Genomic DNA, 25,106 nt, shown 5'->3' with positions numbered 1-25,106 from the left:
ATCATGACCCTTCTCGCCAAACCCGAACTGCTCGCCCCCGCCGGCTCACTGAAGAACATGCGCTATGCCTTCGCCTACGGCGCCGATGCCGTGTATGCCGGGCAGCCGCGCTACAGCCTGCGTGTGCGCAACAACGAATTCGACCACGCCAACCTTGCCTTGGGCATCAAGGAAGCCCAGGCCCAGGGCAAGCGCTTCTACGTGGTGGTCAACATTGCCCCGCACAACGCCAAGCTCAAGACCTTCCTCAAGGACCTGGCGCCAGTGATCGAAATGGCCCCGGATGCACTGATCATGTCCGACCCGGGGCTGATCATGCTGGTGCGCCAGCACTTCCCGCAGATGCCGATTCACCTCTCGGTGCAGGCCAACACGGTGAACTGGGCCAGCGTCGAGTTCTGGCGCAGCCAGGGTCTGACCCGGGTAATCCTGTCGCGCGAGCTGTCACTGGAAGAGATCGAGGAGATTCGCCAGCAGGTGCCGCAGATGGAACTGGAAGTGTTCGTCCACGGCGCGCTGTGCATGGCCTACTCCGGTCGCTGCCTGCTGTCGGGTTATCTGAACCGCCGCGATGCCAACCAGGGCAGTTGCACCAACGCCTGCCGCTGGCAATACACAGCCACCGCGGCCAGCGAGAATGTCACCGGTGAAATCGTTCGCGAAGTGCAGCCGACCCTGGGCCTCGGCGCGCCGACCGAGCAGGTGTTCGTGCTGCAGGAAAGCAACCGCCCGGGCGAAGACATGCCGGCGTTCGAAGACGAGCACGGCACCTACATCATGAACGCCAAGGACCTGCGCGCGGTGCAACATGTCGAGCGGCTGACGCGCATGGGCGTGCATTCGCTTAAGATCGAGGGCCGGACCAAGTCGCACTTCTACTGCGCACGCACCGCCCAGGTGTATCGCCAGGCCATCGATGACGCGGCAGCCGGGCGTGAGTTCGATCGCAACCTGATGCTCAACCTCGAATCACTGGCCCAGCGCGGCTATACCGAGGGCTTCCTGCGCCGGCACGTGCATGACGAATATCAGAACTACCAGCGCGGCAACTCAGTGTCCGAACGCCAGCAGTTTGTCGGCGAACTGAGCGGCGAGCGGGTCAATGGCCTGGCTGAAGTGCGGGTGAAGAACCGTTTTGCTGTGGGTGATCACCTGGAACTGATGACACCCAAGGGCAACTACCACTTCGACTTGCATCAGTTGCGCAAACGCCAGGGTGACGAAATCGAGGTAGCACCGGGGGATGGACACACAGTGTATTTACCGATCCCCGAGCAGGTAGACCTGGCCTTCGGTTTGCTGCTCAGGGATCTGGTTGACTGAATCAAGGCGCGGACGTGGCCACCGTCGCGCTTTCAACCTCGCGAATCACTTGCAAGCGGTACTGCGGATCGGCCTTGATCTGCGCCTCGGTGAACGGAATCACCTGCCACTGCTTGGCCGAGAACGCGCGGGTCTGGTCACTGGCATGGGCCGAACCCGCTTCGCTGGACTCGGAGAACGCCAGCATCCCCAGCGCATGCGGGCCCTGGTCATCGAAGGTCACCAGCTGCAGGTAGCTGGTACCGCTGACTACCAGGCGCTTGTCGGCGGCGACCGGTACGCTCTGGATTGCGTTGTACACGCCAAGGCTTGCCGGCCCACCGTGGATCGGCGTGCCGTCGGCAGCCTGCTGGATCTGGCCCCAGCGCGCGTCCTCGGCGAAACCGGCCTTGCTTACCTGCGCAACTGAAGCCAGCGCTGCCTCACGTAAGGCGCTGGCCACCTCGGCGCGACCAACGGCCAGCCCGCGCGGCGTGTGCTGCGGGTCGGCAGCGTCGAAACCAACACGCCAGATGTCCTTGCGCCCCTGCAAGGCCTGCAAGATATTCTGGAAATGCACCAGGCCAAGGCCACTGTCGAGGTTGGCGCGCAGGTCCCAGGCCTTGAGGCTGGTACACAGCGCGCCGAGCTTGGCATCTGCCGCTTGCGCGGCGCACCAGTTGAGCAGGTCGGGCATGACCAGCTCGGCGACATACACCTGGTTGTCCATGACCATCTGCTGCAGATCGGCCGGGCTGATCTTGCCCTTCTCGCTCAGGCTCGCCAGGCGCTGCAGGGCAAAGCGGCTGCGCGGGCCCAAGGGTTGGTCTTCGCGACTGACCAGCGGCGAATAGCCCTGCAACGGTGTGGCCGGGTTGACCATCCACGCCGAGTCGTTGGAATGCTGGACGAAGTCCTTGCGGCTCAGGCTCGGCAGCAGTTGCGCGGGGAAGATGCCTGCCTGGGCGGCCCGCGGGTCGACCTTCCAGTTGCAGGCACTGCGCGAACCGTCGAGCACGATCATCTCCTGTCCGGCGGCCGGGTCGCTGCAGCTGGCCAGCAGGTCGGCGTCGACATAGGGCACTACCGACTGATTCAAGTACAGCGCCTGACCCTTGGCGTCCACCGCCAGGGTATTGACCCAGGGAATGCCCTGCAGGCGCTGCACCGAAGCTTGCAGGCTTTTCAGGCTGTCGGCGCGGTTCATCGCATCCCACTGCGCCAGCACCCGGGTGTTTTCGAGGTTGGCATCACGCAGGCTGAAGGCGTACTGCTTGTTCCAGTCCAGGCGCCCCGGCCATTGCACGATCGGGCCGAATACCGAGCTGTAGACCTCACGGGTCACCGGCTTGAGCTGGCCGTCCGCGCCCTTGACCGTCACGTTCAGGCGCTGCTGGGTCAAGGCCTGCGACTTGCCGTCGAGCAGGTAGCGGGTCGGGTCCTTGGGGTCGAGCTCCAGCCGGTACAGGGTAAAGTGCTTGGAGGTGTCGACCGTGTGGGTCCAGGCCAGGTGCTGGTTGAAGCCGATGTTGATCAGCGGCAAGCCCGGCAGGGCCGCGCCCATGGCATCCAGTTTGCCCGGCAGGGTCAGCTGCATCTGATAAAAGCGCATGCCGCCGGCCCAGGGAAAGTGCGGGTTGCCCAGGAGCATGCCGCGACCGTTGAACGAGCGCTCGGCACCGATGGCCACGGCATTGCTGCCGCGCTCGACAGCAAACTGCTCCTGGCGCAACTGGGCGATGCGCAGGTCGGGGCGCAACTGGGCGACGACATTCGGCGGTGTGGCCCCGGCCAGTGCTTCGGCGAACTGGCCGACACCGCCTTCGACCAGCAAGCGGCGAGTCAGCTTGACCAGGTCGAGGGTGGTGATCGGCCGTAGCCATTCGGCCTGCAGGCACTGCACGCCCTGCCCCTGGGCCTTGAACTCGGCCAGCGCGCGGTTGTAGCCCTTGGCATAGCCTTCGAGCCGTGCACGCATGGCCGGCGGTTGTGCCTGCCAGAAGCCGAACACCGCCGTTGGCGTATTCAGCCAATTGAAGAACAGGTCGCTGGGCAGGTTTTCGCGCTGCTCGAAGGTGCGCTGTTCTGGCCCGAAGTAACGCGAACGCTCGCCATTGACGGTGACCACCTCGTTGGCCAGCAGGCACAGGTTGTCTTGTGCATAGGCATAGCCGATACCGTACCCCAAGCCCTGCTCGTCCCTGGCCAGGATGTGCGGCACGCCGTAACTGCTGCGGCGGATTTCAGCGCTGGCATCACCCGGCGCCACGCGCGCCTGGACGGACAGGCTCAGGCCGGCAAGCAGCCCGGCCATACAAAGGGTCGCTAAGGGAAAGGGCTTGATCACGCGCACTCCAGCTCAATCAGGGGAAAGGTCGTCCTGACTGAACGAAATACGCCAAATAAATTTACCGGTTTGCACCGCTCAATACGTCTTTAGAGGGTGAGGCTGAAGATTTTTTTCATCAGGTACTGCAGTTTTGCCGCGCTCATTCGTCTTATAGGTGTAGGCAAACACTTTTGCTTACCTGGACAGGCCAAGAAATGGAGCATTCACATGTACAACCAGCCACAGCCAGCGATAACCGCTGGCCCTGGACGCACAAAGAGCCAACCGGTGACTGCAAGAACCGAAGCCGGCGAGCACGAGCGCCCTGGCAATGAACACATCCGCGAGCTGCTCAAGGCCTTTGGCCTGCGTACCAGCCTGATCCGCCTGAAGGTCATCGATGCCCTGCACATGGCCGATCGCGATGGCCGCAGTATCGGCGTGCGCGGGGTCCACAGCCAGCTCGAACAGCTGGATATTCCGCTGTCGTTCCTCAGCGTTCGCGAAGTGCTCAAGCGTTTGTGCGCCGAAGGCGTGATCAGCCTGGGCAACGACAAGTGCTACAGCCTCAACCCCCAGGCCCGCGCGGTACTGGAGCAAGCCACCTGCCGTTGAGCGACCGGCCGGCGCGCAGCCGGCCGCGCTTACCGCCTCAGGGCTTGACCTTGCGGCGCATGATGCCGTTGACCACCACCACAACCACCGCCACGGCAATGGCGATGTACTGGAACACTTGCTCGCTGATGGTGCCCTGCTTTTGCAGGTAGGACAGTCCGAGCATGATCCCCAGCACCAGCAGGGAGATCAGGATGGAGTATTTCAGGCGTTGACCTTGAGTCATGGGTAGTTCCTTGCGACATCGGCGAAAAGCCCCGAAGCGGGCCGAGCGCATGATACAACGTCACCCACAGACAGCGGACTATTTCCCGCTTCTGCCCGCCCCGCAGCATTGCCAACATGGCTTCCCGGACGACTGCCCAGACCAACGCAAGGATTACCATGTCGATGCGAACCCTGCTGCTCAGCCTGGCGCTGCTCGGCCCCCTCAATGCCCATGCCCTGCCCACCGAATCCCAACCTCAGGCTTTGCTGCTGGAGCTGGCTGCACAATTGGCGCACAGCGCCGGCAGTAGCCAGTGGCAACAACTCTGGCAACGCAGCCGACAGGCCGGGCATCTGCACAGCAACCCGCACACCGAGCATTTCGATGTGCCCCAGGCACAAATTCCGGCACTGGTAGCCAGCACCCTGGCCAGCGCCGATCAGGCACGACCGTTGAAGCAGACGCAGGTGCGCTATCGCCGCGACTTTCACCCCAGGGTCATCGGCAAGGCTGGCACGCAGGCGTTGACCGCCCTGTGCGTGTGGGTCGACTGGCGCAGTTTCCCCGAACAGGGCGTCAGCCATCCAACCCCCTATCTGGGCCAGGTCAGCCTGTTGCTGGCGCGCCCTTGCGAGTAAGCATGGGTGGCTCAACCTGGGAAGGTCACCATCGCCCTGGCAACCGGTAATCAAGGCGTTGCGCTTACGTCACAATTCATTTCCCACCCATCGGCATGGTTCGTCCTACAGAAAGCGTACATAAAGCCCTCCCTTGCCGCCCTACTTGCTGCCTAGCCCGCCTTCCGCCCAGTAGCCGAGAATCCAGCTCAAGCCACGACAGACAGATGCGATTTGTCGCATTGACGCTGCCTGCAATGGCCCTAGCTGCCTGGCACGGATCATCAAGGTGCCGAACTATCGCCTACAAGGAAGTCACCATGGAACTGAGCGACCTGAACCGTATCGATATCGAACAACTGCCCCACTCGCTGCAGATGCTGATCGAATGCCTGGGCATCGAGAATGCCTACAACCTGACCTGCGCCTTTGGCGGGCGCCCCAAGTACATTCCCAAGCACCGCGAACGCACCGCACTGGCGGAAATTCTCCCGGCGCCGGCGCTGGATGCGCTGATCAAGCGCTTCGCCGGCATGGCCCTGGAGATCCCCAAGGTTGACCATTTTCTGCGCCAGCTGCGCAACCAGCAAATCCAGCAGGAAAGCGCCGACGGTCTGTCACGCAGCATGCTCGCCAACAAGTACGGATTGAGCCTGCGCCAGATCGGCAATATCCGTCGCCAGGAATCCTGCCCGCGCTAAGCGTCATCGACTTGAGCCGATAACTCCGGCATTCAAGGCAACCCCGCACAATGATGTGCAGTCAAGACAAGGAAATCTCTGATGGCAACAATCGACAATGGCCTGATCGGCTCGGTAATGAACGCCTTGCCACTGGACCGGATGATCTCGGGACCTCTGCAGGCGATGATCCAGGCACAGATTTCGGCAAGCAAGTCGTACGCCGACTTTCTTATGGGCGTGTGCATCCAGAATGGCAAAGCCGTCGCCATTCAATTCGACTACGACGAAACCGTCACCGATGAACAAGGGGTGTACAAGGGAACTGTCACGAAGAAGATGCAGATCCCGCTGCTGGCAGCGGTCACTCACCCCAACATCGTCATCGAAGAAGGCAACATCGAATTCGAACTGACCATCAGCCAGCAAGCCGAAAGCACCGAAGAGAGCGGCAAAGAGGCAAGTTTCGGCGCGTCGCTGGGCTGGGGCAAATTCAGGCTCAATGTCAAAGGCCAGGTCAGCCACAAATCCACTCAAACTCGCAAAACCGATACCCGTGCACGTTACGCCTTCAACACCAAGGTACGCCGCCAGGACCCACCCGAGGCGTTGATGCGGGTCATCGACTTTCTCACCGACGCTGCGACCAAGCCTGTGGTCATGGCCGATGCCACCGCGAAAAACCTCGATGCGATGCCGGTTTCGGCACTGCCGATGCCTGACGAACAGGAAAGCCGCAAAGAAACAGCCATCTGATCGTGCAGCATAAATAAAAACCCAGGCCTCTCATGCTCGAGAGGCCTGCTGACGAGCACAAGGAGTGGGAACGATTGGACCAAACCTCGGCAGTGAACGCCCCCATTACCGCCAGCGACCTCTGTGATATTACCCGCGGCCTGCAGGAAGCCGCTGCGGCCACCAACCACCTGATTGCCCAGCAGTACATCAAGCTGTTCGACCAGTTTTTCGACTACGACGCCGAGGCGCTGGGCGCGCCGATGAAAGCCAAGATGGTCGAAGTGGCAATGGATGACCAGCACACCATGCAGATCCCGCTGATCGCGCTGGTGTCGCCGCGCGGGCTGGCACTGGAGCGCATGCAGGTCGACCTGTCGGTACGGATTCAAAACACCGAGACCACCGATGCCAGTGAAAACCTGCAGCGCGAACGCTTCTATGTGACGGTCGGCAGCCAGGGCAAACGCAACGGCGATGCCGCACGCGACCCCGATGAAGTACAGATCCGCATGCAGTTCCAGGCCTGTGAGCCACCGGAAGCGTTGAACCGGCTGATCGAGGAGTACACCAGCCTGATCACTCCGCAGCGGGTGTCCACACCGGCCCAACCCACGATCGACAGCAACGAGTTCATCGCAGCGGCGACCGTGCGCTGATCATTGGCGCCTCTAGAAATCACGTTTGTAGAAGATATCCAGGGAGCTGGCCAGGCCACTGGCCGCCTCCAGGTAAACCTTCTTACTGAGCTTGTAGCGCAAGGCGATGGTGTTGGCCGGCTCGAACACACCCACCCCGTAACGCAGGCTCAAGCGCTCGGTCAGGTTACCGCTGGCGACCACCGCCGTGTTGTTGCCGCTGCCCTGGGTGTCGAGCTGGAAGTCATCGATGCCCAGGCTCGAGGCCAGGCTGCCGGTGATCCCGGCACTGCCCGCCAGGCCCAGGCCGAGCGCCGCTTCGGCGAGCATGTTGTTATCTTCGCCAGTGGTGCCCAGCGGCCGGCCGAGCACCAGGTAGGACAAGGCCTGCTCCTGGCTCATGGCCGGCTCCGAGAACACCTGGGTGGTGGGCTGCTCGGCGCTGCCGCTCAAGCGGATGCCGGCAATCACGTCATCGGTCCTGCGAATTGCCTCGATGTCCAGGTACGGCTGATCGATGGGCCCGGCAAACAGCAAGCGCGCACGGCGGATGGTCAGGCGCTGGCCATAGGCACGGTAGCGACCATCGGCCAGGCTCAGTTCGCCGCGGGTATCGAGGTTGTCGCCGATATGCACGTGCCCGAGCAGGTTGGCGGTAAGGCCAAAGCCGCTGAACGAGAGCTTGTCCTGGCCCACCTGCACGTCGATATCCATGGCCATGGCCATCGGCGCTTTGCCCTCCTCGGTCTGGTGACCGAGGATCACCGTGTCATCGGAGACCTTGACCGTCGACGGCGGCAGTTCACGCACGGTGATCTTGCCCTTGGGCACCAGCACCTTGCCAGTCACCGCAAGCTTGTCGTCAATCAGGCTGATTTTCAGGTCCGGGGCCACTTCGAGGGCCGCATAGGGTTCGACGTTGACCGGCAGGCGCTGGCCCTGCAGCGCCAGGTTTACAGCCAGGGCCTGGCCCCAGCCGATCTGCCCGTTCAGGCTGCCCTGGCCGCTTTCGCCGCTTTTCCAGCTGCCGTTGAGCTGGACCTGTTCGCCGGCGATCAACGCTTGCAGTTGCAGGTCCTGAAGGCTGATCGGCAGCTCGGCACCGCTGATTTCGCCATGTACAAGGTTCAGGCTGCCATTGACCTGAGGCGCCAGCAAAGTGCCAGACAGGCGCCCGCTGCCATTGAGCTGGCCATTCAAACGCTCGACCATCGGCGCAAACGGACGGCCGATGGCCAGGTCCAGGCCGCTGAGGCGGAAGTCACCGCTCAACGGTTTGTTCTTTGCCAACGGGTCAAGCCGGGTATTGACCGCCAGCTCGCCGAGCTTGTCACCGTGAAAGTCCAGGCGGGTATCGATGCGCCGCGGGCCCAGGGTGCTTTGCAGGCGCAGGGTCTGGTACGGGAAGTCCAGCCATTGGTCCTTTTCACGCACGCGCAAGGTGCCGCCGCTGGCATCGATGAGGATGGTGCCCTTGGGCCCGCTGGCCGGCACATCGAGGTTGATGTCGGCATTGAGCAGGCCCTGCCAGGCAAAATCCTTGGGCAGCCACTGCGCCAGGCTCTGCAGCGGGAACTGCTTGAGGTGATAGCGCAGGCGTGGCTCGGGCGCCAGGCGCTGGTCTTCGCCGCACAGGCTGGCCTGGCCGGAACGCCAGCAATGGGCGCCGAACTCCACCTGGCCGCTGGCCAGGCGCTGCAGTTTTGCCGGAGCCTGCAGGCGCCAGTCCTGGCCACCTGCCTGGATTTCGCCGCTTGCCAGGCGCCCGCGCCAGTTGCCCTTGTCCAGTTGCCCATCCAGGCCCAGGTCAAGCTTGAGCTGCGGCCCGTCCAGGGCCAGTTGCAGCTTTTGCTGACGAACATCACCGCTGCCCTTGGCCGTGAGCATCCCCAGGCTGGTATCGCCCAGGCGAATACTGCCGGCCTCAAGGTCGATGAGTGCACGTTGGGCGTTGTCCAGGCGTGCATCCAGGCTCAGGCGCTGCACGCGATTGTCAGCCTGGGCCAGTTGCTGGCCCTGCAGAACGAAGCTGCCTTGGGGGGCCTGCAAGGTACCGGCAACCTCCAGGCGGCCCTTGACCTGGCCTTGCAGCTGCGGCCAGAGCTGGCCCAGGCGTGGCAGGTTGATATCGATCTGACCGGCCAGACGCTGTTGCAGGCTGCCGCTGCCATTGATGTGGTTGTCGCCCAGGCGGATGTCCAGGGTGCCCAGGGTCCATTGCTGCCCTGCCCCTTGCGCCAGCGCTTTGAGCACAGCGGGCTGGCCACGCAGTCGACCCTTGAGGTCAAGCTCGGCATCCAGACGCAACTCGCCGTTTTTCATCTCGCCCTTGCTGCGCAAGGGGCCAGCCAGGGTGCCGGGCAACTCGGCCAGCCAGTACGCCGGGTTCAACGCCGACAGCTCCAGCGCGGCATCCCAGGCCAGGCCATCGGCAAACTGCACGCCGACACTGCCGGTGGCCTTGCCTTGGCCCGCGCTCAGCTGAAGCTGCGCCAGGCTGACTTGCTTGAGGTCGCCCTTGAACGGGCTACTGAGGCTGAAGGTGCCTGCCGGGCCGTCCAGGTCGCCGTTGAATTCGCCCTGGTAGTTGCCATCGCGGTATTGCACCTGGCCGGTGAAGCGGCGCAGGGAAACTTCCGGTGCCGGGTTCATGGGATACAGGCGCAGCCAGGGAAAATCCAGCCAGTCGATGCTGGCGTCTGCGCTCAGGCCTTGCTGCCAGTCGGCCTTGGCCTTGAGCTTGAGCGCCTGCTCGGCGCTGGCACTGAGGTCCAGGGCGCTGACTTCTGCACCCTTGGCATCAACCCGGCCTTGCAGCTTGAGCGCCACCGGGCCCTGTTCGGCAGGCAGGCTGGCTGAACCGAGCAGTTGATAGCCGTTTTGCAGGTTGCCCTTGGCGCTCAGTTGCAACTGGTTCAGTTGCAAGGTGTCGGGCAGCGCGGCCGAAGGTTTGAACGCCTCGCTGCTGATCTGCAGTTGCGCTGGCAGATTCTGCGCCAGTGCCTGCAGCTCGCCGCTCAGGCGCGCTTGCAGATAACCGCTGCTGTCAGCCGTGAGCTTGAGGGTTTTCTGCAGGTCGCCGTCGACCTGCAACGCCAGTTGCCAGGGTTGCCCGTCGACACTGGGCAACTGCAGTTGCCCCTGGGCCTGCAACGGCCAATCGGCCTCGGGCTTGAGCAGGCCCTGCAGGTTCAGCTTCAGATCATCGCGCTGCAGTTGCAGGCTGTCGATCTGTAGCCCGCCGGTGGTCCAGTGCGCGGCCAGTTGCAACTGGCTGAGCTGTTCGTTGCCATCCAGGCGTAGCTGGCCGATGCGCACACTGCCAAGCTCAATGGCCAGCGGCAGCTTGAGTTGCGGCAGTTGCAACGGCCCGCTGTCGGGCTTCGGCTCGCCAGGGGCGAAGGCCAGGTTGACCTGATCGGCTTGCAGCTGCTCGATGCACAGGGTCATACGCAGCAGGCAGGCCGGCGACCAGGCCAATGCCGGCGCGACCAGCTCGACGCGATCGCCGCCTTGTTCCCACAGCAAGCGCTCGGCCTGCCACTGCCCGGCCAGGCGGCCCTGAAAGTTATCCAGTTGCAGCCCCGGCACCAGCCCCAGTGCCCAGCGGCTGCCGGCCTGAGTACCGAGCACCAGGCCGACACCCAGCACCAGCAACAGCAGCAAGGCCAGCAGGCCAAGAACGATGAATTTGATAACCCGACTCACAGTTCCGGCCCCATGGAGAAGTGCAAACGCAAACCGCCGTCGTCGTCCAGCGCGCGGGCCAGATCCAGACGCAGCGGCCCGACCGGAGACACCCAGCGCACACCGATACCGACACCGGTCTTGAGGCTGGGAAGCTCCAGATTGTTGAATGAGTTGCCCTGGTCGACGAAGGTCGCCACCCGCCATTTCTCGGCAACCGAATACTGGTACTCGGCGCTGGCGGCCACCAGGTAACGGCCGCCGATGCGATCGCCATCGGAGTTCTTTGGCGACAGGGTCTGATAATCGTAGCCCCGCACGCTCTGGTCACCACCTGCGAAGAAGCGCAGCGACGGCGGAACGGAATTCTTGTAGCTGTTGGTGGCGCTACCGCCGAACTGCACACGGCCGAGGAAGCGATGGTTCTGGCCGAGGGTGGTCAGGCCCTTGAGCAACACATTGGCGTGCAGCAGGTTGGTGTCGGACACCAGCCCCTCCTTGGCTGCCTGTACATCGAACTGCAAGCGGTACCCGTTGTGCGGGTCGATACGGTTGTCACTGCGCAGGTAGGAATAGCTGATGCCGGGCATCAGCAGGTTGCTCAGGCCCGAGTCGTCACCGAGCTTGTACTCTTCGCGCTGGTACTTGAGCGAAATGACCCGCTGCCAGCCGCTGGGCAGTTTGCTGTGCCATTCCGGGCCGACCGTGAGCAGCTTGCTCACGGTGTCGGTGCCGGCGATTTCTTCATTCTGGTAGCCGCCGGCAAAACGCAGTTTGTCGGTCAGCGGCGGGTCGAGCGGAATGTCGTACCACAGGCCGACGTTCTGCCGCGGCGCCGACAGCTCGGTCTCCCAGCCATAACTATGGCCTTGCGGGTTGACCCAGTGGCGGGTCCAGTTGGCCTTGCCGCGCGGCCCGACGTCGGTCGAAAAACCCAGGCCCAGGCCCATGGTCCGTGGCTTGCGGGTGTCGAGTTGGACAGCCACCGGGATGCTCTGCTCGACCGCGGCAGTGGGCGCGGCATCGACCCGTACGCCTTCGAAGTAGCCGCTCGATTGCAGGGCGTTGTTGAGCTCGGCGATCAGCTCGGAATCGTAGGGGGTGTCGGCCTTGAACGGCACCATGCGTTGCAGCAGGTCTTCATCGAGCGGTGTATCGCCGGCGAAGCTGACCTTGCCCAGGCGGTAGCGCGGACCGCTGGCGTAGATCAGCTCGATGTCGGCGACACCGGCCTGGGGATCGACCGCCAGGCGCTGGCGAACGAAATGGCCGCTGAAAAAGCCATAGCGCGAGGCCTGGTTCTGGATCAGGCGCTTGGCGTCTTCGTAATGGCCATGGTTGAGCACCGCGCCTGAGCGCAGCGCCTTGCTGTCGGGAATGCGAAAGGCTTTGAGCTCGCTGGCCGGGCCGTCGATACGGATGGTCACATCACGCAAGTGCACCGGCTCGCCGGGATCGATGCTCAATACCAGTTGCGGGCCCTTGTCGGCCTTGGCCGCTGGCTTGACCTCGCTATCGATCTGCGCCTGGTAATAGCCCAGGGCCTGGGAGGCCTTGCGCGCCTGCTCGACTGCGCCGCGGCTGAAGCGCAGCAGCGCCTCTTCATCGCGTTTACCAAGGCTGCCGATATAGCCTTCGACATTGGCCTTGAGTTCGTTATTGGCAGGTTTGACCCGGACCACCAGCTCGCTTTGCGCATACGCGCCGATGCTGGCAACCCATAGAATCAAACCGCAGGTGAATCGTCCTGAATACGTCATAGGCGCGGATGCTACCAGAGCTTGGCGGCAGCATGGAGCCCGAGGTTTTCCTCGCTGTTACGCAATTCAGGCCGAAGCCTGTTGCGACGACTGCGGATTGGGGTGAAAGAACACGTGTTCGTGGACCGGTCCTACAGCGATCTCGCCAATTTCCTGATAGCCCTGTCGATGATAGAACGCCAGGTAGTGCTCGTTGCCGGTGTCCAGCACCACCCCCTCGGAATGCTCATCCACGGCACACCAATCGTGCACAGCCTGTAACAATTGTTCGCCGTAGTGCTTGCCCTGAAACTGCGGATGGATCCCCAACAGTGGCAACACATGCACCGCATCACTGGGCAGACAGGCCATCAGTGCGGCCTGGTAGTCCAAATAGCGGCGGGTGCAGCGAAAGCCGGTGCTGAGCACCATGCGCATGCGCCAGGCCCAGCTTTCGGTGATGCCCAGGCGTCGCTGCGGCGGGGCGATCAGGGCAATGCCGACCAGCCGGTCTTCGACCAGCAGGCCGATGGCGGGCAGGTCCTGGAGAAAATGCTGGTTGACCAACTCGCGCACCGTGGCGCGTATGCGCTGGTCGAACCCCGGACGCTGGGCCTCGAACAGAAAGGCAAAGGTCGGTTCGTGGCGATAGGCGTGATACAGCAGGGAGCGCGCCTCGCGGCTGTAGCCGCCATCGAGCAGACGGACTTCAGCCGGTGCGGCAGTCGATTCGGGCATGCTGGCAAACCTCCGGAAATGGGCATTCATTGCCTTTGAGGTGTTCGCGGTGCCAACGTTCACCTCGTGGCACAGGTTAGCAACCTATCGAGTGGCTCGCCACGCTGGCCGGCGCCGCCGATGTCGGCTAGCATCCTGGGTTTTACCAGGATTGTGCTGCCCATGAAGATCGTCTCGTTCAACATCAATGGCCTGCGCGCCCGGCCCCACCAGTTGGCGGCGTTGATCGAAAAGCACCAGCCCGACGTCATCGGCCTGCAGGAAACCAAGGTCAGCGACGAGCAGTTCCCGCTCGCCGACGTCCAGGCCCTGGGTTATCACGTGCACTTTCATGGCCAGAAGGGCCACTACGGCGTCGCCCTGCTCTCGCGCCAGGCGCCACTGAGCCTGCACAAGGGCTTCAGCAGCGATGAAGAAGACGCCCAACGGCGCTTCATCTGGGGCACCTTCGCCGATACCGATGGCACGCCGATCACCATCATGAACGGCTACTTCCCACAGGGCGAAAGCCGCGACCACCCGACCAAGTTCCCGGCCAAGCAGCGTTTCTACAGCGATCTGCAGGCACTGCTGGAAACCCAGTTCCAGAACGACCAGCCGTTGCTGGTAATGGGTGATGTAAACATTTCGCCAGAAGACTGCGACATCGGCATCGGCGCCGACAACGCCAAGCGCTGGCTGAAGACCGGTAAATGCAGCTTCCTGCCGGAAGAGCGCGAGTGGATGGCGCGCCTGAAAAACTGGGGCCTGGTCGACAGCTTCCGCCACCTGCACCCGGAAGTCGCCGACCGTTTCAGCTGGTTCGACTACCGCAGCCGCGGCTTTGAAGACGAGCCCAAGCGCGGCCTGCGCATCGACCTGATCATGGCCTCCCAGGCGCTGCTGCCGCGGATCAAGGACGCCGGCGTCGACTATGACCTGCGCGGCATGGAAAAGCCTTCGGACCATGCGCCGATCTGGCTTGAATTGAACTGATAAACGCTCCCACAGGCTTTGTAGGAGCGGGCTTGCCCCGCGATGCGATCTGGCACACAGCATGATGCTATCGCGGGGCAAGCCCGCTCCTGCCACAGCCTGTCATCCCCCGGTCACATGGCTGTCTTAATCTCCCGGCATACCCTTTGCCCATGAGTGCCAGACGGCATGTTGCGCCACCTCTCCCTGCTTGTGCTTTGCCTGCTCCCGCTGATTGGCGCCGCTGACCCGCAGGCGCAATTGCGTATTCAGGGTTCCAACACCATCGGCGCCGCGCTGGCACCGGCGCTGGTCTCAGGTTTGCTCGCGCAGCAAGGCGCCAGCGCCATCAGCATCGTCAGCAGCGACGCCGCCAACGAGCTTCAGGTCCGTGCCCTGGACAGCAACGGCCAGGCCTTGCGCATCGACATCGCCGCCCACGGTTCCAGTACTGGCTTCACTGCACTCAAATCCGGCCAAGCGGAGCTGGCGGCGTCCTCACGTCCGATCAAGCCAGCCGAACTGAACGAGCTGCAAGCGCTGGGCGACCTTAACAGTGCCGCCGCCGAGCAGATCATTGCCCTGGACGGCGTCGCGGTGATCGTCCACCCCGACAACCCGCTGCCGCAATTGACCACCACCCAGCTGGCGCAAATCTTCTGCGGGCAGATCGACCGCTGGGAGCAACTGGGCATCGGCAGCGGCCCGATCAACCTGTACGCCCGCGATGACCGCTCCGGCACCTTCGAGACCTTCAAAGCGCTGGTCCTCGACCCGGCACGGCAAGCCCTGGCCGACCACACCAAACGTTTCGAATCGGCGGAGCAACTGGCCAGCCAGGTGCTCGGCGATCGCCAGGCCATCGGCTTCAGCAGCCTGGCCACGGTGCACGGCGCCAAGGTCGTGGCGATTGCCGACGGTGAGTCCCGGGCCATGTTGCCGACAGCGGCGCTGGTGGCCAGCGAAGACTATCCGCTGTCGCGCCGGTTGTTCTTTTACTTGCCCCCCGGCCAGGCCAACCCCCTGGCCCGCGCCTTGGTCGAGTTCGCCCAAAGCCCCCAGGGCCAGGCCATCGTCACCGGCAGCGGCTTCGTCGGCCAGCAGGTGCAGAGCATCAAGGTTCAGCCCCGTACCGACATGCCGCGCCGCTACCTGGGCCTTGCCAATGATGCCCGGCGCCTGTCGGTCAACTTTCGCTTCCAGGAGGGTAACGCCAGCCTCGACAACAAGGCCCTGCGCGATGTGCAGCGGGTAGTCCAGTACCTGCAGGCGCAGCACAAGCTGAGCAACAGGGTGGTGCTGGTGGGCTTTGGTGATGCCAAGGATGACCCGCAGCGCGCCGCCCTGCTCTCGCGGCTGCGGGCCATGGCAGTGCGCCGGGAACTGGCTCGTAGTGGTGTCGAGTTGCGCGAAATAATCGGCCTGGGTGACGAACTGCCAGTGGCGGCGAACACCGCCGAACAAGGGCGGATCCGCAATCGGCGGGTCGAGGTGTGGGTCTACTGAGCCACTGCCTGCCAGGCGGGGCAATCAATTGTTACAGCCTCGATTGGGCGCCCTGGTTCTGCGGGTCTAGGCTTGTCCCTAGTGACGCCGGGCCCCTCTGACGGCTGCCAAGCCGCCATGTCGGAGTCACTGTTGCTCAGCAACGTCGACATTAAGGAGGGGCTCATGGCAGCTCTACAGGTATTTCTCGACAACGACTTCCTCGGCACCAGCCTGTGGTTCTGGCTGGCCTTTCTCGGCATCGTTCTGACCCTGCTGGTACTGGACCTGGGCGTGCTGCACCGCAAGCTGCACGAAATCGAAATGCGCGAGAGCCTGCTGCTGTATGGCGGCTATTTCAGCGTCGGGGTGCTGTTCGGCGTGTGGGTGTGGTTCGAGCTGGGCGCGCAGAAGGCCCTGGAGTTCTACACCGGCTTTCTCATCGAGCAGTCGTTGTCGATGGACAACGTGTTCGTCATGGCGATGATCTTCAGCTTCTTCGCCATCCCTCGCCGCTATCAGCACCGGGTGCTGTTCTGGGGGATTCTCGGCGTGGTGGTGCTGCGGGCGATCATGATCGGCCTGGGCAGTGCGCTGGTGCAGGAGTTCGAGTGGATCCTTTACGTGTTCGGCGCCTTCCTGCTGTTCACCGGGGTAAAGATGCTGTTCTCCAGCGAAGATTCCCACCCGGACCTGGCCAACAACCCGGTGCTGAAGTTCGTCCGGCGTCATATGCGGGTAACCGACGAGATCCACGGCCCGCGCTTTTTCGTGCACATCACCCCGCCCGGGCAGAGCAAGGCACTGCGCTATGCCACGCCGTTGTTCCTGGCCCTGGTGCTGATCGAGCTGGCCGACCTGGTGTTCGCCGTCGACAGCGTGCCGGCGATCTTTGCCATCACCCAGGACCCGTTCATTGTCTACACCTCGAACATCTTCGCGATTCTCGGGTTAAGGGCGCTGTACTTTGCCCTGGCGGCGCTGATGCACCGCTTCATCTACCTCAAGTACGCGCTGGCGCTGGTGCTGGTGTTCATTGGCGGCAAGATCTTCTACCACGGCCTGATCGGTGCAGTGCCGCCGATGCTGTCACTGGCGGTGACCATTGCCCTGCTCAGCGGTGGCGTGCTGGTTTCACTGTTCTCGACCCGTGCACAGGGCAAGCCCGCCGCCGACAAGGAGGCGGACTTGCACGGCAAGCATCAATGACTGCTACGGAGCATTTCCTTGGGCACGTACTTGCCGATCTCGTACTTGCCGATCGCCGCGCGGTGCACTTCGTCCGGGCCGTCGGCCAGGCGCAGGGTGCGCTGCATGGCGTACATGTAGGCCAACGGGAAGTCGCCCGAGACACCGGCGCCGCCGTGGATCTGGATCGCCCGGTCGATAACCTTCAGCGCCACGTTCGGCGCCACCACCTTGATCTGGGCGATTTCGCTGCGGGCGACCTTGTTACCGACGGTGTCCATCATGTAGGCAGCCTTGAGGGTCAGCAGCCGGGCCATGTCGATTTCCATCCGCGAATCGGCAATCTTGTCGACGTTGCCCCCCAGGCGCGCCAGAGGCCGGCCGAAGGCGGTACGCTCCACCGAGCGCTTGCACATCAGCTCAAGGGCCCGCTCGGCCATGCCGATCGAACGCATGCAGTGGTGGATGCGCCCCGGGCCCAGGCGCCCCTGGGCGATCTCGAAACCGCGGCCCTCGCCGAGCAGCACGTTCTCGTAAGGCACGCGCACGTTCTCGAACAGCACTTCGGCGTGGCCATGGGGCGCGTCGTCGTAGCCGAACACCGGCAGCGGCCGGACGATCTTTACCCCGGGGGTATCGGTAGGCACGAGGATCATCGAGTGCTGCTGGTGCCGCGGGCCTTGCGGGTTGCTCAGGCCCATGAAGATCATGATCTTGCAGCGCGGGTCGCAGGCGCCGGAGGTCCACCACTTGCGGCCGTTGATCACCCACTCGTCACCGTCACGCACGGCGCGGGCGGCCATGTTGGTGGCGTCGGACGAGGCCACGTCCGGCTCGGTCATGGCGAATGCCGAGCGGATGTCACCGCGCAGCAACGGTTCGAGCCACTGGCGCTTCTGCTCTTCGTTGGCGTAGCGCACCAGCACTTCCATGTTGCCGGTGTCCGGCGCCGAGCAGTTGAACGGCTCGGGGCCGAGCAACGAGCGGCCCATGATCTCGGCCAGGGGGGCATATTCGAGGTTGGTCAGGCCCGCGCCCAGCTCCGACTCCGGCAGAAACAGGTTCCACAAACCCTCGGCCTTGGCCTTGGCCTTGAGCGCTTCCATGATCGCGGTCGGCTGCCAGCGATCGCCTTCGGCAACCTGGCGCTCGAACACCGCTTCGGCGGGATAGACATAGGCATCCATGAACGCCGTGACACGTTCACGCAGCGCCTGGACCTTGGGTGAATAGGCGAAATCCATGGGCAGTACCTTCAGTGGAAAAGGGATCTGTTATCGATCCTAGATCAGCCGGTAAAATCCACCTAGTCTATTCTCGGCGTGTATAAACATTCATAACCGATATATGATCCACGGATAACACCAACAAGAGCAGCGCCCATGAACCTGAGCAAGGTCGACCTGAATCTGTTCATCGTCTTCGATGCCATCTACACCGAAGCCAACCTGACCCGGGCCGGGCAGATCGTCGGCATTACCCAGCCGGCGGTGTCCAACGCCCTGGCGCGCCTGCGCGAAACCTTCAACGACCCGCTGTTCGTGCGCACCGCCCAGGGCATGGTGCCCACGCCCATGGCGCAGAACATCATCGGCCCGGTGCGCAATGCCCTGTCGCTGCTGCGCGTGTCGGTGCAAGAGAGCCGCATCTTCAACCCGCTGCAGGCCAGCAAGACCTTTCGTATCAGCATGACCGACCTCACCGAGGCGGTGATCCTGCCGCTGCTGTTCCAGCGCCTGCGACGCCTGGCGCCGGCGGTGGTGATCGAAAGCTTCTTGTGCAAGCGCCGGGAAACCACCAAGGAACTGGCCGCCGGGCGCCTGGACTTTGCCGTCGATGCGCCGCTCAACACCGACCCGCAAGTGCGCCACGTCAAGCTGATGCAAGACCGCTATGTGTGCGCCATGCGCCAGGGCCACCCGCTGTTCAAGGACAAGCTCAGCCTCGATGACTACCTGGGCATGACCCACATCCATATCTCCAGCCGCCGCAATGGCCTGGGCTATGTCGACCTGGCCCTGGGCAAGATGGGCGTGCAGCGCAAGATCGCCCTGCGCTCCCAGCATTACCTGATGGCCTCGCAAGTACTGCAGCAGACCGACATGGTCATGACCGTGCCGGAGCGCTTCGCCCGCCGCCACCAGCTCAACCATGTCAACCTGCCGGTGGACGTGCCGCCGCTGGAAACCCACCTGTACTGGCACGAAAGCACCGACCAGGACCCGGCCAACCGCTGGATGCGCGAACAGATCATCGAGCTGTGTCAGGGTGTGGTGGCGCAGGATGAGCGGGCGGCCATGGCTGAGGTGTAGGGAGCTATGGCGGGGCAAGCCCCACCAATCCTTGCTTGACGTATACGTCAACCTGCAATTAGCTTAGCTCCATGCCCTTTTCCCGAGCCAAGCAATGAGCAGCCAGACCTACAGCATCTCCGACCTGTCCCGCGAGCTGGACATCACCACCCGGGCCATTCGCTTCTATGAAGAACAGGGCCTGCTCAGCCCGGAGCGTCGCGGCCTGGAGCGGGTCTATTCGGCTCGCGACAAGGTCAGCCTGAAGCTGATCCTGCGCGGCAAGCGCATTGGTTTTTCCCTGGCCGAGTGCCGTGAACTGATCGAGCTGTATGACCCGTCCAGCGGCAACCTCAAGCAACTGCACAGCATGCTGGCGAAGATCGCCGAACGCCGCGCCCAGCTTGAACAGCAACTGCTCGACATCCAGCAGATGCAACTGGAGCTGGACACTGCCGAAGAGCGCTGCGAGCAAGCCCTGGCCGCGACCTTGAACAACCAGAAAAACAGCCATTGAGCCCTGAGGAATCCTGCCCATGTCATTGCCTGAAAAAGTCCGCCTGGTCGAAGTCGGCCCGCGCGACGGCCTGCAAAACGAAGCCCAGCCCATCAGCGTGGCCGACAAGGTTCGCCTGGTCGATGACCTGAGTGCGGCAGGCCTTTCTTATATAGAAGTGGGCAGCTTCGTTTCCCCCAAGTGGGTACCACAGATGGCCGGCTCCGCCGAAGTGTTTGCCAATATCCAGCAGCGCAACGGGGTGACCTACGCCGCGCTGGCGCCGAACCTGCGCGGTTTTGAAGATGCCCTGGCGGCCGGGGTCAAGGAAGTGGCCGTCTTTGCCGCCGCCTCCGAGGCGTTCTCCCAGCGCAACATCAACTGCTCGATCAGCGACAGCCTGCAGCGCTTCGTGCCGATCATCGAAGCGGCGCGTCAGCACGGGGTGCGGGTGCGCGGTTATGTCTCGTGCGTGCTGGGTTGCCCCTATGAAGGCACGGTCAGCGCCGAGCAGGTGGCCCCGGTGGCCCGCGAGCTGTTCGACATGGGCTGCTATGAAGTGTCGCTGGGCGACACCATCGGCACCGGCACCCCCGGGGCAACCCGGCGCCTGTTCGAAGTGGTCGGCGCCCAGGTGCCACGCGCCCAGCTGGCCGGACACTTTCATGACACCTACGGCCAGGCCCTGGCCAACGTCTATGCCAGCCTGCTTGAAGGCATCAGTGTGTTCGACAGCTCTGTTGCGGGCCTCGGCGGCTGCCCCTATGCCAAAGGCGCCAGCGGTAACGTTGCCAGCGAAGACGTGCTGTACATGCTCCAGGGCCTCGGTATCGACACCGGTATCGACCTGCAGCGCTTGATTGCCGCGGGCTTGCGTATCAGTGAAGTGCTGGGCCGCGCCAGCGGCTCGCGGGTGGCTCGCGCCCGTCAGGCACAGTAATCACAAGCGGTAACAGGCTGATCTGCGTGCGGGTGTTACCGCCCCCGCACTTTTCAGGGAAATTCCGGGTAACACGGAAACAAATCGACAGAATTTCCCGAGGAGATTTTTCCGCAAAATCTTCAAGCCATTGATTTTATTGGGTTTTAAAAAGTTGGCACGGCACCTGCTAGATCTCAGGTACAAGAACAATAAAAAGTGCGACACACCCAATAAAAATAAGACGAAACGACTCTGACATAACAAGAACAACACGACAGAGGCGCAGCTAACAGATTTTTTTGGAGAGGATGTGCTTTCCAGGGGCTTGCCCCGCAACCGGACACAGAACAATAAAACTACCCCAAGGTAGCGCAGGTCACGGTTGGATCAGCAATGATGAAGGTAGATCAGCGCTCAAAAAAATACGTTTGCTCTTGATCCCGGATGGGGATCGCCAAAGATACAGAGGCAACGGTCGCCAAAAACAACAACAGGCCGCCCTCCAATAACAAAAAAAGAGCACGCAACAATCTTTGAGGGGAGCCTAGGCTCCCCTCAGTGCTTCCTGCCCTCCTCGTTTTCGTCCTCGTCGTCCTTCTCGAAGCGATTGACCACCAGCGGCATCACCCCCAATACCAGCAACGCCAGCACCGTGCTGACCACCGCCGTGGCCTCCCGGCCCATGCCCGCCGCCACACCGATCGCCGCGGTCATCCACAAGCCCGCAGCCGTGGTCAGGCCCTTGACGTGCCCGGCATCCTGGTCGTGGCCCTTGAGAATGGTGCCGGCACCCAAAAAGCCGATACCGGCGACGATGCCCTGCACCACCCGGCTCAGCGCCGCATCGTCGGCCCCGGCCATGCGCGGCACCAGCACGAACAGCGCCGCGCCGAGGGCCACCAGCATATGGGTGCGCACCCCGGCGGCCTTGCCCTTGAGTTCGCGCTCAAAACCGAGAATGGCGCCCAGCAGCGCCGCCATGACCAGGCGCACGGTCACCTGGGTAAGCTGCTTGGCATCGGTGATGTCGGCAAATTCCGCCACCAGGGTGATCCAGACTTGATGCCACCAGGCGTCCATGGGCTGTGTCCATGCAGTAGGGATTAATCGATGGACAACGCCACTGGCGGCAAGTGCGCTGCCGACCGCTGATCGGTTGCTGCCAGCATCCCCTGCACCCGTGCGGTCCCACACATAGGACCCGAGTAAAGAGGACACAGCCATGCCTATTGAAATCGACACCACTAACCAGCGCTGCACCCTGATCAGCGATGACATGCACATCCAGGGCGAGGCCACGCAGGTGCGAATCGTCACCGACGAGGCCTTGCGCATGTCGGTTGCCGAGCTCGAAGGCAAGCGCGTGCCAATCACCGAACAGGAAGCCGATGCCCTCACTGTAGCGGGTGCGGTGGATGGTCGCAGGCACCTCAAGGAGACCGAGCAAGGCTCGATAATCTGAGGCCTGCGGAGTCTCCAAGGTAAATCTGATACGGTTTTTATCCAGATACCTGAGCCTGTTATGCAAACAGATGGGGCGCCATAGTGCTCTGGCCTGATCGAGGCCTGATGAGCGACGAACCATGAGCGATAGAATCCCCGTCCAGATCGTTGAAATTGCTGAGCCTTCCACCTTCAAGAAGAAGCCTGCCAGCAGTGACCGACAGATCCACACCCGTAGTTTCACCGGCTTGTTTCGTAACCTGCGCCTGGCTGGCGCGGGTTTTCTGTTTTTGCTGTTCTTTGGCACCGTCTGGCTGAACTGGGGCGGTCGTCAGGCCGTGCTTTGGGACCTGGCCGACAGCAAGTTCCATATCTTCGGCGCCACCTTCTGGCCGCAGGACTTCATCCTGCTCTCGGCGTTGTTGATCATCTGCGCCTTCGGCCTGTTTGCCATCACCGTGCTCGCCGGCCGGGTCTGGTGCGGTTACACCTGCCCGCAAAGTTCCTGGACCTGGATTTTCATGTGGTGCGAGAAGGTCACCGAAGGTGAGCGCAACCAGCGCATCAAGCTCGATGCCGCGCCCTGGAGCCTGAACAAACTGGCCCGGCGTTCGGCCAAGCACACCCTGTGGCTGGCCATCAGCCTGCTGACCGGGCTGACCTTCGTCGGCTACTTCACGCCGATCCGGCCGCTGGCCGAAGAACTGTTCACCCTGCAACTGGGCGGTGTCAGTCTGTTCTGGATTCTGTTCTTCACCGGCGCCACCTACATCAACGCCGGCTGGCTGCGTGAAGCGGTGTGCATGCACATGTGCCCGTACGCCCGGTTCCAGAGCGTGATGTTCGACAAGGACACCCTGACCGTCGCCTACGACCCGGCCCGTGGTGAATCCCGCGGCCCGCGCAAGAAGGAAGTCGACCACAAGGCCAAGGGCCTGGGCGACTGCATCGACTGCCATATGTGCGTGCAGGTGTGCCCGACCGGCATCGACATCCGCGACGGCCTGCAGATGGAGTGCATCGGCTGCGCCGCCTGTATCGACGCCTGTGACTCGATCATGGACAAAATGGGCTACGCCCGCGGCCTGGTCGGCTACAAGTCCGAACACACCCTGCAAGGCGGCACCACCAACTGGCTGCGCCCGCGCCTGCTCGGCTACGTCACCGCCCTGGTGGTGATGATCGGCGCCCTGGTGATCGCCCTGCAGCAGCGGCCGATGGTGTCGATGGACGTGATCAAGGACCGTGGCCTGTTCCGTGAGAACAACGCCGGGCAGATCGAGAACATCTACACCCTCAAGGTCATCAACAAGACCCAGCAATCCCAGCACTACCGCCTGCGCCTGCTCGATGCCGAAGGCTTCGAACTGCACGGCAGGACCGAATTCAGCCTGGCGGCCGGGGAAATGAGCGACTTGCCGGTGTCGGTAGCGATGTTGGCCGATCGCCCGCAAAGCAGCTCCCAGGACATCAGCTTCGAACTGATCGATACGGACGAACCCGGTGTGCGCAGCGTCGCCCACAGCCGTTTTGTTGCGCCTTTGAACCGCTGATCCCATACACTGCCCGAGCATCCGAAACCTTTCGAGCCATGATGAAACGCTACGAGAAATTCGCCGACGACATTGCCGAACTGATCCGCTCCGGGGTCCTCGGCCCCGGCCAGCGCGTGCCGTCGGTGCGTTATGCCAGCCAGACCCACGGCGTCAGCCCGTCCACGGTGTTCCAGGCCTACTACCTGCTGGAGCGCCGCGGGCTGATCCGCGCCCGGCCGCGCTCGGGGTACTTCGTCAACGCCCACGCGCCGCGCCAGTTCAGCGAGCCGCAGATCATCGAGCAAGCCAGCGAGTCCACCGAGGTGGATGTCAGCGAGCTGGTGTTCTCGATCCTCGACTCGATCAAGGACCCGCAAACCGTGGCCTTCGGCTCGGCTTTTCCCAGCCCTCATCTGTTCCCGCTGCCGCGCCTGGCCCGCTCCATGGCCAGCGCCAGCCGCGAGATGGACCCGCGCATGGTGGTCACCGACCTGTCGCCGGGCAACCCGCAGCTACGCCGGCAAATTGCCCTGCGCTACATGGTCGGCGGCCTGATGCTGCCCATGGAGGAGCTGCTGATCACCAACGGCGCGCTGGAGGCCCTGAACCTGTGCCTGCAGGCGGTGACCGAGCCCGGCGACCTGGTGGCGATCGAGGCGCCGGCGTTCTATGCCTGCCTGCAGATCCTCGAGCGGCTCAAGCTCAAGGCGGTGGAAATCCCCGTGCACCCGCGCGAAGGCATCGACCTTGGGGTGCTGGCGCAAACCCTGGCCAAGCACCCGGTCAAGGCCGTGTGGTGCATGACCAACTTCCAGAACCCGGTGGGCGCGAGCATGCCGGAAGAGAAGAAGCAGCAGCTTGTGGAGCTCTTGCGCAAACATCAAGTGCCGCTGATCGAGGACGACGTCTATGCCGAGCTGTATTACGCCCAGCAGGCGCCGAAACCGGCCAAGGCCTTCGACACCGACGGCCTGGTGATGCACTGCGGCTCGTTCGCCAAGAGCCTGGCCCCCGGCTACCGCATCGGCTGGGTGGCGGCCGGGCGTTACGCGCAGAAGATCGAACGGCTGAAACTGATGACCTCGCTGTGCGCCTCGATGCCGGCCCAGGCGGCGATTGCCGACTACCTGCAGCACGGCGGCTACGACCGGCACCTGCGCCGGCTGCGCTATGCCCTGGAAGAGCAACAGGCGGCGATGCTCGCGGCCATTGCCCGGTATTTTCCGGCGCAGACCCGGGTCAGCCATCCGGCCGGTGGCTACTTCCTGTGGCTGGAGCTGCCTGAACAGATGGACTCGCTCAAGCTGTTCCAGATGGCGTTGGCGCAAGGCATCAGCATCGCCCCCGGGCCGATCTTTTCGCCGACCCGGCGCTTTCGCAACTGCATCCGCCTCAACTACGGCAGCCCCTGGACCGAGCAGTCGGAAAAGGCCATGGAAACCCTGGGCAAGATCGTCCGCTCGTTCTGATCGGCGGTTGTACTTCGAGCGCGCTTGCGGCACCC

At 63.1% G+C, this 25,106-nt stretch carries 22 protein-coding genes; 15 read left to right on the top strand and 7 right to left on the bottom strand.

Features of this window, described 5'->3' with window-relative positions; translation table 11 throughout:
• Positions 1-3: 3 nt before the first annotated feature.
• Entirely contained in the window at positions 4-1,323 is a 1,320-nt protein-coding gene (gene yegQ / locus LOY54_RS09590) for a tRNA 5-hydroxyuridine modification protein YegQ (RefSeq protein ID WP_258610240.1), read from the top strand.
• Between the two features lies 1 nt (position 1,324).
• On the opposite strand, the gene LOY54_RS09585 is transcribed toward yegQ, so the two are convergent.
• The gene (locus LOY54_RS09585) at positions 1,325-3,616 is read right to left on the bottom strand and encodes an acylase (protein WP_258610239.1); all 2,292 of its coding nucleotides are present in this window, start codon (positions 3,614-3,616) and stop codon (positions 1,325-1,327) included.
• A gap of 243 nt (positions 3,617-3,859) precedes the next feature.
• Here LOY54_RS09585 and LOY54_RS09580 point away from each other — a divergent pair, with 243 nt between their 5' ends.
• On the top strand, positions 3,860-4,246 hold the full coding sequence (locus LOY54_RS09580; RefSeq protein WP_258610238.1) for a fe2+ zn2+ uptake regulation protein: 387 nt from the start codon (positions 3,860-3,862) through the stop codon (positions 4,244-4,246).
• A gap of 37 nt (positions 4,247-4,283) precedes the next feature.
• On the opposite strand, the gene LOY54_RS09575 is transcribed toward LOY54_RS09580, so the two are convergent.
• Positions 4,284-4,472, bottom strand: a complete 189-nt coding sequence (locus tag LOY54_RS09575) for a hypothetical protein (RefSeq protein WP_093384931.1) — start codon at positions 4,470-4,472, stop codon at positions 4,284-4,286.
• 158 nt (positions 4,473-4,630) lie between these two features.
• On the opposite strand from LOY54_RS09575, the gene LOY54_RS09570 reads away from it, so the two are divergent.
• The 4 genes from LOY54_RS09570 to LOY54_RS09555 all read left to right on the top strand — a co-directional run bounded on the left by LOY54_RS09570 (position 4,631) and on the right by LOY54_RS09555 (position 7,145).
• Positions 4,631-5,092 (top strand): hypothetical protein, encoded by a 462-nt coding sequence (locus LOY54_RS09570; RefSeq protein WP_230090834.1) that lies wholly within the window; start codon positions 4,631-4,633, stop codon positions 5,090-5,092.
• A gap of 299 nt (positions 5,093-5,391) precedes the next feature.
• Entirely contained in the window at positions 5,392-5,772 is a 381-nt protein-coding gene (locus LOY54_RS09565) for a Mor transcription activator family protein (protein ID WP_258610237.1), read from the top strand.
• Between the two features lie 81 nt (positions 5,773-5,853).
• The gene (locus LOY54_RS09560; protein ID WP_258610236.1) at positions 5,854-6,507 is read left to right on the top strand and encodes a DUF2589 domain-containing protein; all 654 of its coding nucleotides are present in this window, start codon (positions 5,854-5,856) and stop codon (positions 6,505-6,507) included.
• 104 nt (positions 6,508-6,611) lie between these two features.
• Positions 6,612-7,145 carry a DUF2589 domain-containing protein gene (locus LOY54_RS09555; protein WP_258610706.1) on the top strand — a complete coding sequence of 178 codons (534 nt, stop codon included), beginning with the start codon at positions 6,612-6,614 and terminating at the stop codon, positions 7,143-7,145.
• Positions 7,146-7,157: 12 nt separating this feature from the next.
• On the opposite strand, the gene LOY54_RS09550 is transcribed toward LOY54_RS09555, so the two are convergent.
• The 3 genes from LOY54_RS09550 to LOY54_RS09540 all read right to left on the bottom strand — a co-directional run bounded on the left by LOY54_RS09550 (position 7,158) and on the right by LOY54_RS09540 (position 13,288).
• Positions 7,158-10,832: a translocation/assembly module TamB domain-containing protein gene (locus tag LOY54_RS09550; protein WP_258610235.1), complete on the bottom strand. Its 3,675-nt coding sequence runs from the start codon at positions 10,830-10,832 to the stop codon at positions 7,158-7,160.
• The gene (locus LOY54_RS09545; RefSeq protein WP_045201379.1) at positions 10,829-12,571 is read right to left on the bottom strand and encodes an autotransporter assembly complex family protein; all 1,743 of its coding nucleotides are present in this window, start codon (positions 12,569-12,571) and stop codon (positions 10,829-10,831) included. Before LOY54_RS09545 ends, LOY54_RS09550 begins: the two co-directional genes overlap by 4 nt.
• 66 nt (positions 12,572-12,637) lie before the next feature.
• Positions 12,638-13,288, bottom strand: a complete 651-nt coding sequence (locus LOY54_RS09540) for an N-acetyltransferase (protein ID WP_258610234.1) — start codon at positions 13,286-13,288, stop codon at positions 12,638-12,640.
• 162 nt (positions 13,289-13,450) lie between these two features.
• Here LOY54_RS09540 and xthA point away from each other — a divergent pair, with 162 nt between their 5' ends.
• The 3 genes from xthA (at position 13,451) to LOY54_RS09525 (ending at position 16,936) form a co-directional block, all read left to right on the top strand.
• On the top strand, positions 13,451-14,263 hold the full coding sequence (gene xthA / locus LOY54_RS09535) for an exodeoxyribonuclease III (RefSeq protein ID WP_123567403.1): 813 nt from the start codon (positions 13,451-13,453) through the stop codon (positions 14,261-14,263).
• A gap of 168 nt (positions 14,264-14,431) precedes the next feature.
• Positions 14,432-15,748, top strand: coding sequence for a substrate-binding domain-containing protein (locus tag LOY54_RS09530; RefSeq protein ID WP_093384943.1), 1,317 nt, complete (start codon positions 14,432-14,434; stop codon positions 15,746-15,748).
• Between the two features lie 165 nt (positions 15,749-15,913).
• Positions 15,914-16,936 carry a TerC family protein gene (locus LOY54_RS09525; RefSeq protein WP_045201375.1) on the top strand — a complete coding sequence of 341 codons (1,023 nt, stop codon included), beginning with the start codon at positions 15,914-15,916 and terminating at the stop codon, positions 16,934-16,936.
• On the opposite strand, the gene LOY54_RS09520 is transcribed toward LOY54_RS09525, so the two are convergent.
• Positions 16,930-18,159 carry an acyl-CoA dehydrogenase gene (locus LOY54_RS09520; protein ID WP_258610233.1) on the bottom strand — a complete coding sequence of 410 codons (1,230 nt, stop codon included), beginning with the start codon at positions 18,157-18,159 and terminating at the stop codon, positions 16,930-16,932. The genes LOY54_RS09525 and LOY54_RS09520 overlap by 7 nt on opposite strands.
• 138 nt (positions 18,160-18,297) lie before the next feature.
• On the opposite strand from LOY54_RS09520, the gene LOY54_RS09515 reads away from it, so the two are divergent.
• The 3 genes from LOY54_RS09515 to LOY54_RS09505 all read left to right on the top strand — a co-directional run bounded on the left by LOY54_RS09515 (position 18,298) and on the right by LOY54_RS09505 (position 20,642).
• Positions 18,298-19,227 carry a LysR family transcriptional regulator gene (locus tag LOY54_RS09515; protein WP_045201373.1) on the top strand — a complete coding sequence of 310 codons (930 nt, stop codon included), beginning with the start codon at positions 18,298-18,300 and terminating at the stop codon, positions 19,225-19,227.
• Between the two features lie 94 nt (positions 19,228-19,321).
• The gene (locus tag LOY54_RS09510) at positions 19,322-19,723 is read left to right on the top strand and encodes a MerR family DNA-binding transcriptional regulator (protein ID WP_010226535.1); all 402 of its coding nucleotides are present in this window, start codon (positions 19,322-19,324) and stop codon (positions 19,721-19,723) included.
• Positions 19,724-19,742: 19 nt separating this feature from the next.
• The gene (locus LOY54_RS09505) at positions 19,743-20,642 is read left to right on the top strand and encodes a hydroxymethylglutaryl-CoA lyase (protein WP_258610232.1); all 900 of its coding nucleotides are present in this window, start codon (positions 19,743-19,745) and stop codon (positions 20,640-20,642) included.
• Positions 20,643-21,179: 537 nt separating this feature from the next.
• Here LOY54_RS09505 and LOY54_RS09500 read toward each other — a convergent pair.
• Positions 21,180-21,704, bottom strand: coding sequence for an MgtC/SapB family protein (locus LOY54_RS09500; RefSeq protein WP_045201371.1), 525 nt, complete (start codon positions 21,702-21,704; stop codon positions 21,180-21,182).
• A 142-nt stretch (positions 21,705-21,846) separates the two neighbouring features.
• Here LOY54_RS09500 and LOY54_RS09495 point away from each other — a divergent pair, with 142 nt between their 5' ends.
• The 3 genes from LOY54_RS09495 (at position 21,847) to mapR (ending at position 25,071) form a co-directional block, all read left to right on the top strand.
• The gene (locus tag LOY54_RS09495; protein ID WP_045201370.1) at positions 21,847-22,086 is read left to right on the top strand and encodes a DUF3203 family protein; all 240 of its coding nucleotides are present in this window, start codon (positions 21,847-21,849) and stop codon (positions 22,084-22,086) included.
• Positions 22,087-22,207: 121 nt separating this feature from the next.
• Positions 22,208-23,620, top strand: coding sequence for a cytochrome c oxidase accessory protein CcoG (ccoG, locus tag LOY54_RS09490; protein WP_045201369.1), 1,413 nt, complete (start codon positions 22,208-22,210; stop codon positions 23,618-23,620).
• 41 nt (positions 23,621-23,661) lie between these two features.
• Positions 23,662-25,071, top strand: a complete 1,410-nt coding sequence (gene mapR / locus LOY54_RS09485) for a GntR family transcriptional regulator MpaR (protein ID WP_258610705.1) — start codon at positions 23,662-23,664, stop codon at positions 25,069-25,071.
• The last annotated feature ends 35 nt before the right edge of the window (positions 25,072-25,106 follow it).

The organism is Pseudomonas sp. B21-032, assembly GCF_024748965.1.
In the GTDB taxonomy this organism is placed as follows: Bacteria; Pseudomonadota; Gammaproteobacteria; order Pseudomonadales; family Pseudomonadaceae; genus Aquipseudomonas.
Note: the sequence above shows the minus strand (reverse complement) of the source record. Positions and strands in the feature narration are given on the sequence as shown.

Bases quoted from the DNA above. Each gene is read 5' to 3' on its own strand.
- yegQ (WP_258610240.1), top strand. From the start codon at position 4: ATGACCCTTCTCGCCAAACCCGAACTGCTCGCCCCCGCCGGCTCACTG.
- LOY54_RS09585 (WP_258610239.1), bottom strand. From the start codon at position 3,616: ATGGCCGGGCTGCTTGCCGGCCTGAGCCTGTCCGTCCAGGCGCGCGTG.
- LOY54_RS09580 (WP_258610238.1), top strand. From the start codon at position 3,860: ATGTACAACCAGCCACAGCCAGCGATAACCGCTGGCCCTGGACGCACA.
- LOY54_RS09575 (WP_093384931.1), bottom strand. From the start codon at position 4,472: ATGACTCAAGGTCAACGCCTGAAATACTCCATCCTGATCTCCCTGCTG.
- LOY54_RS09570 (WP_230090834.1), top strand. From the start codon at position 4,631: ATGTCGATGCGAACCCTGCTGCTCAGCCTGGCGCTGCTCGGCCCCCTC.
- LOY54_RS09565 (WP_258610237.1), top strand. From the start codon at position 5,392: ATGGAACTGAGCGACCTGAACCGTATCGATATCGAACAACTGCCCCAC.
- LOY54_RS09560 (WP_258610236.1), top strand. From the start codon at position 5,854: ATGGCAACAATCGACAATGGCCTGATCGGCTCGGTAATGAACGCCTTG.
- LOY54_RS09545 (WP_045201379.1), bottom strand. From the start codon at position 12,571: ATGACGTATTCAGGACGATTCACCTGCGGTTTGATTCTATGGGTTGCC.
- LOY54_RS09540 (WP_258610234.1), bottom strand. From the start codon at position 13,288: ATGCCCGAATCGACTGCCGCACCGGCTGAAGTCCGTCTGCTCGATGGC.
- xthA (WP_123567403.1), top strand. From the start codon at position 13,451: ATGAAGATCGTCTCGTTCAACATCAATGGCCTGCGCGCCCGGCCCCAC.
- LOY54_RS09530 (WP_093384943.1), top strand. From the start codon at position 14,432: ATGTTGCGCCACCTCTCCCTGCTTGTGCTTTGCCTGCTCCCGCTGATT.
- LOY54_RS09525 (WP_045201375.1), top strand. From the start codon at position 15,914: ATGGCAGCTCTACAGGTATTTCTCGACAACGACTTCCTCGGCACCAGC.
- LOY54_RS09520 (WP_258610233.1), bottom strand. From the start codon at position 18,159: ATGGATTTCGCCTATTCACCCAAGGTCCAGGCGCTGCGTGAACGTGTC.
- LOY54_RS09515 (WP_045201373.1), top strand. From the start codon at position 18,298: ATGAACCTGAGCAAGGTCGACCTGAATCTGTTCATCGTCTTCGATGCC.
- LOY54_RS09510 (WP_010226535.1), top strand. From the start codon at position 19,322: ATGAGCAGCCAGACCTACAGCATCTCCGACCTGTCCCGCGAGCTGGAC.
- LOY54_RS09505 (WP_258610232.1), top strand. From the start codon at position 19,743: ATGTCATTGCCTGAAAAAGTCCGCCTGGTCGAAGTCGGCCCGCGCGAC.
- LOY54_RS09500 (WP_045201371.1), bottom strand. From the start codon at position 21,704: ATGGACGCCTGGTGGCATCAAGTCTGGATCACCCTGGTGGCGGAATTT.
- LOY54_RS09495 (WP_045201370.1), top strand. From the start codon at position 21,847: ATGCCTATTGAAATCGACACCACTAACCAGCGCTGCACCCTGATCAGC.
- ccoG (WP_045201369.1), top strand. From the start codon at position 22,208: ATGAGCGATAGAATCCCCGTCCAGATCGTTGAAATTGCTGAGCCTTCC.
- mapR (WP_258610705.1), top strand. From the start codon at position 23,662: ATGAAACGCTACGAGAAATTCGCCGACGACATTGCCGAACTGATCCGC.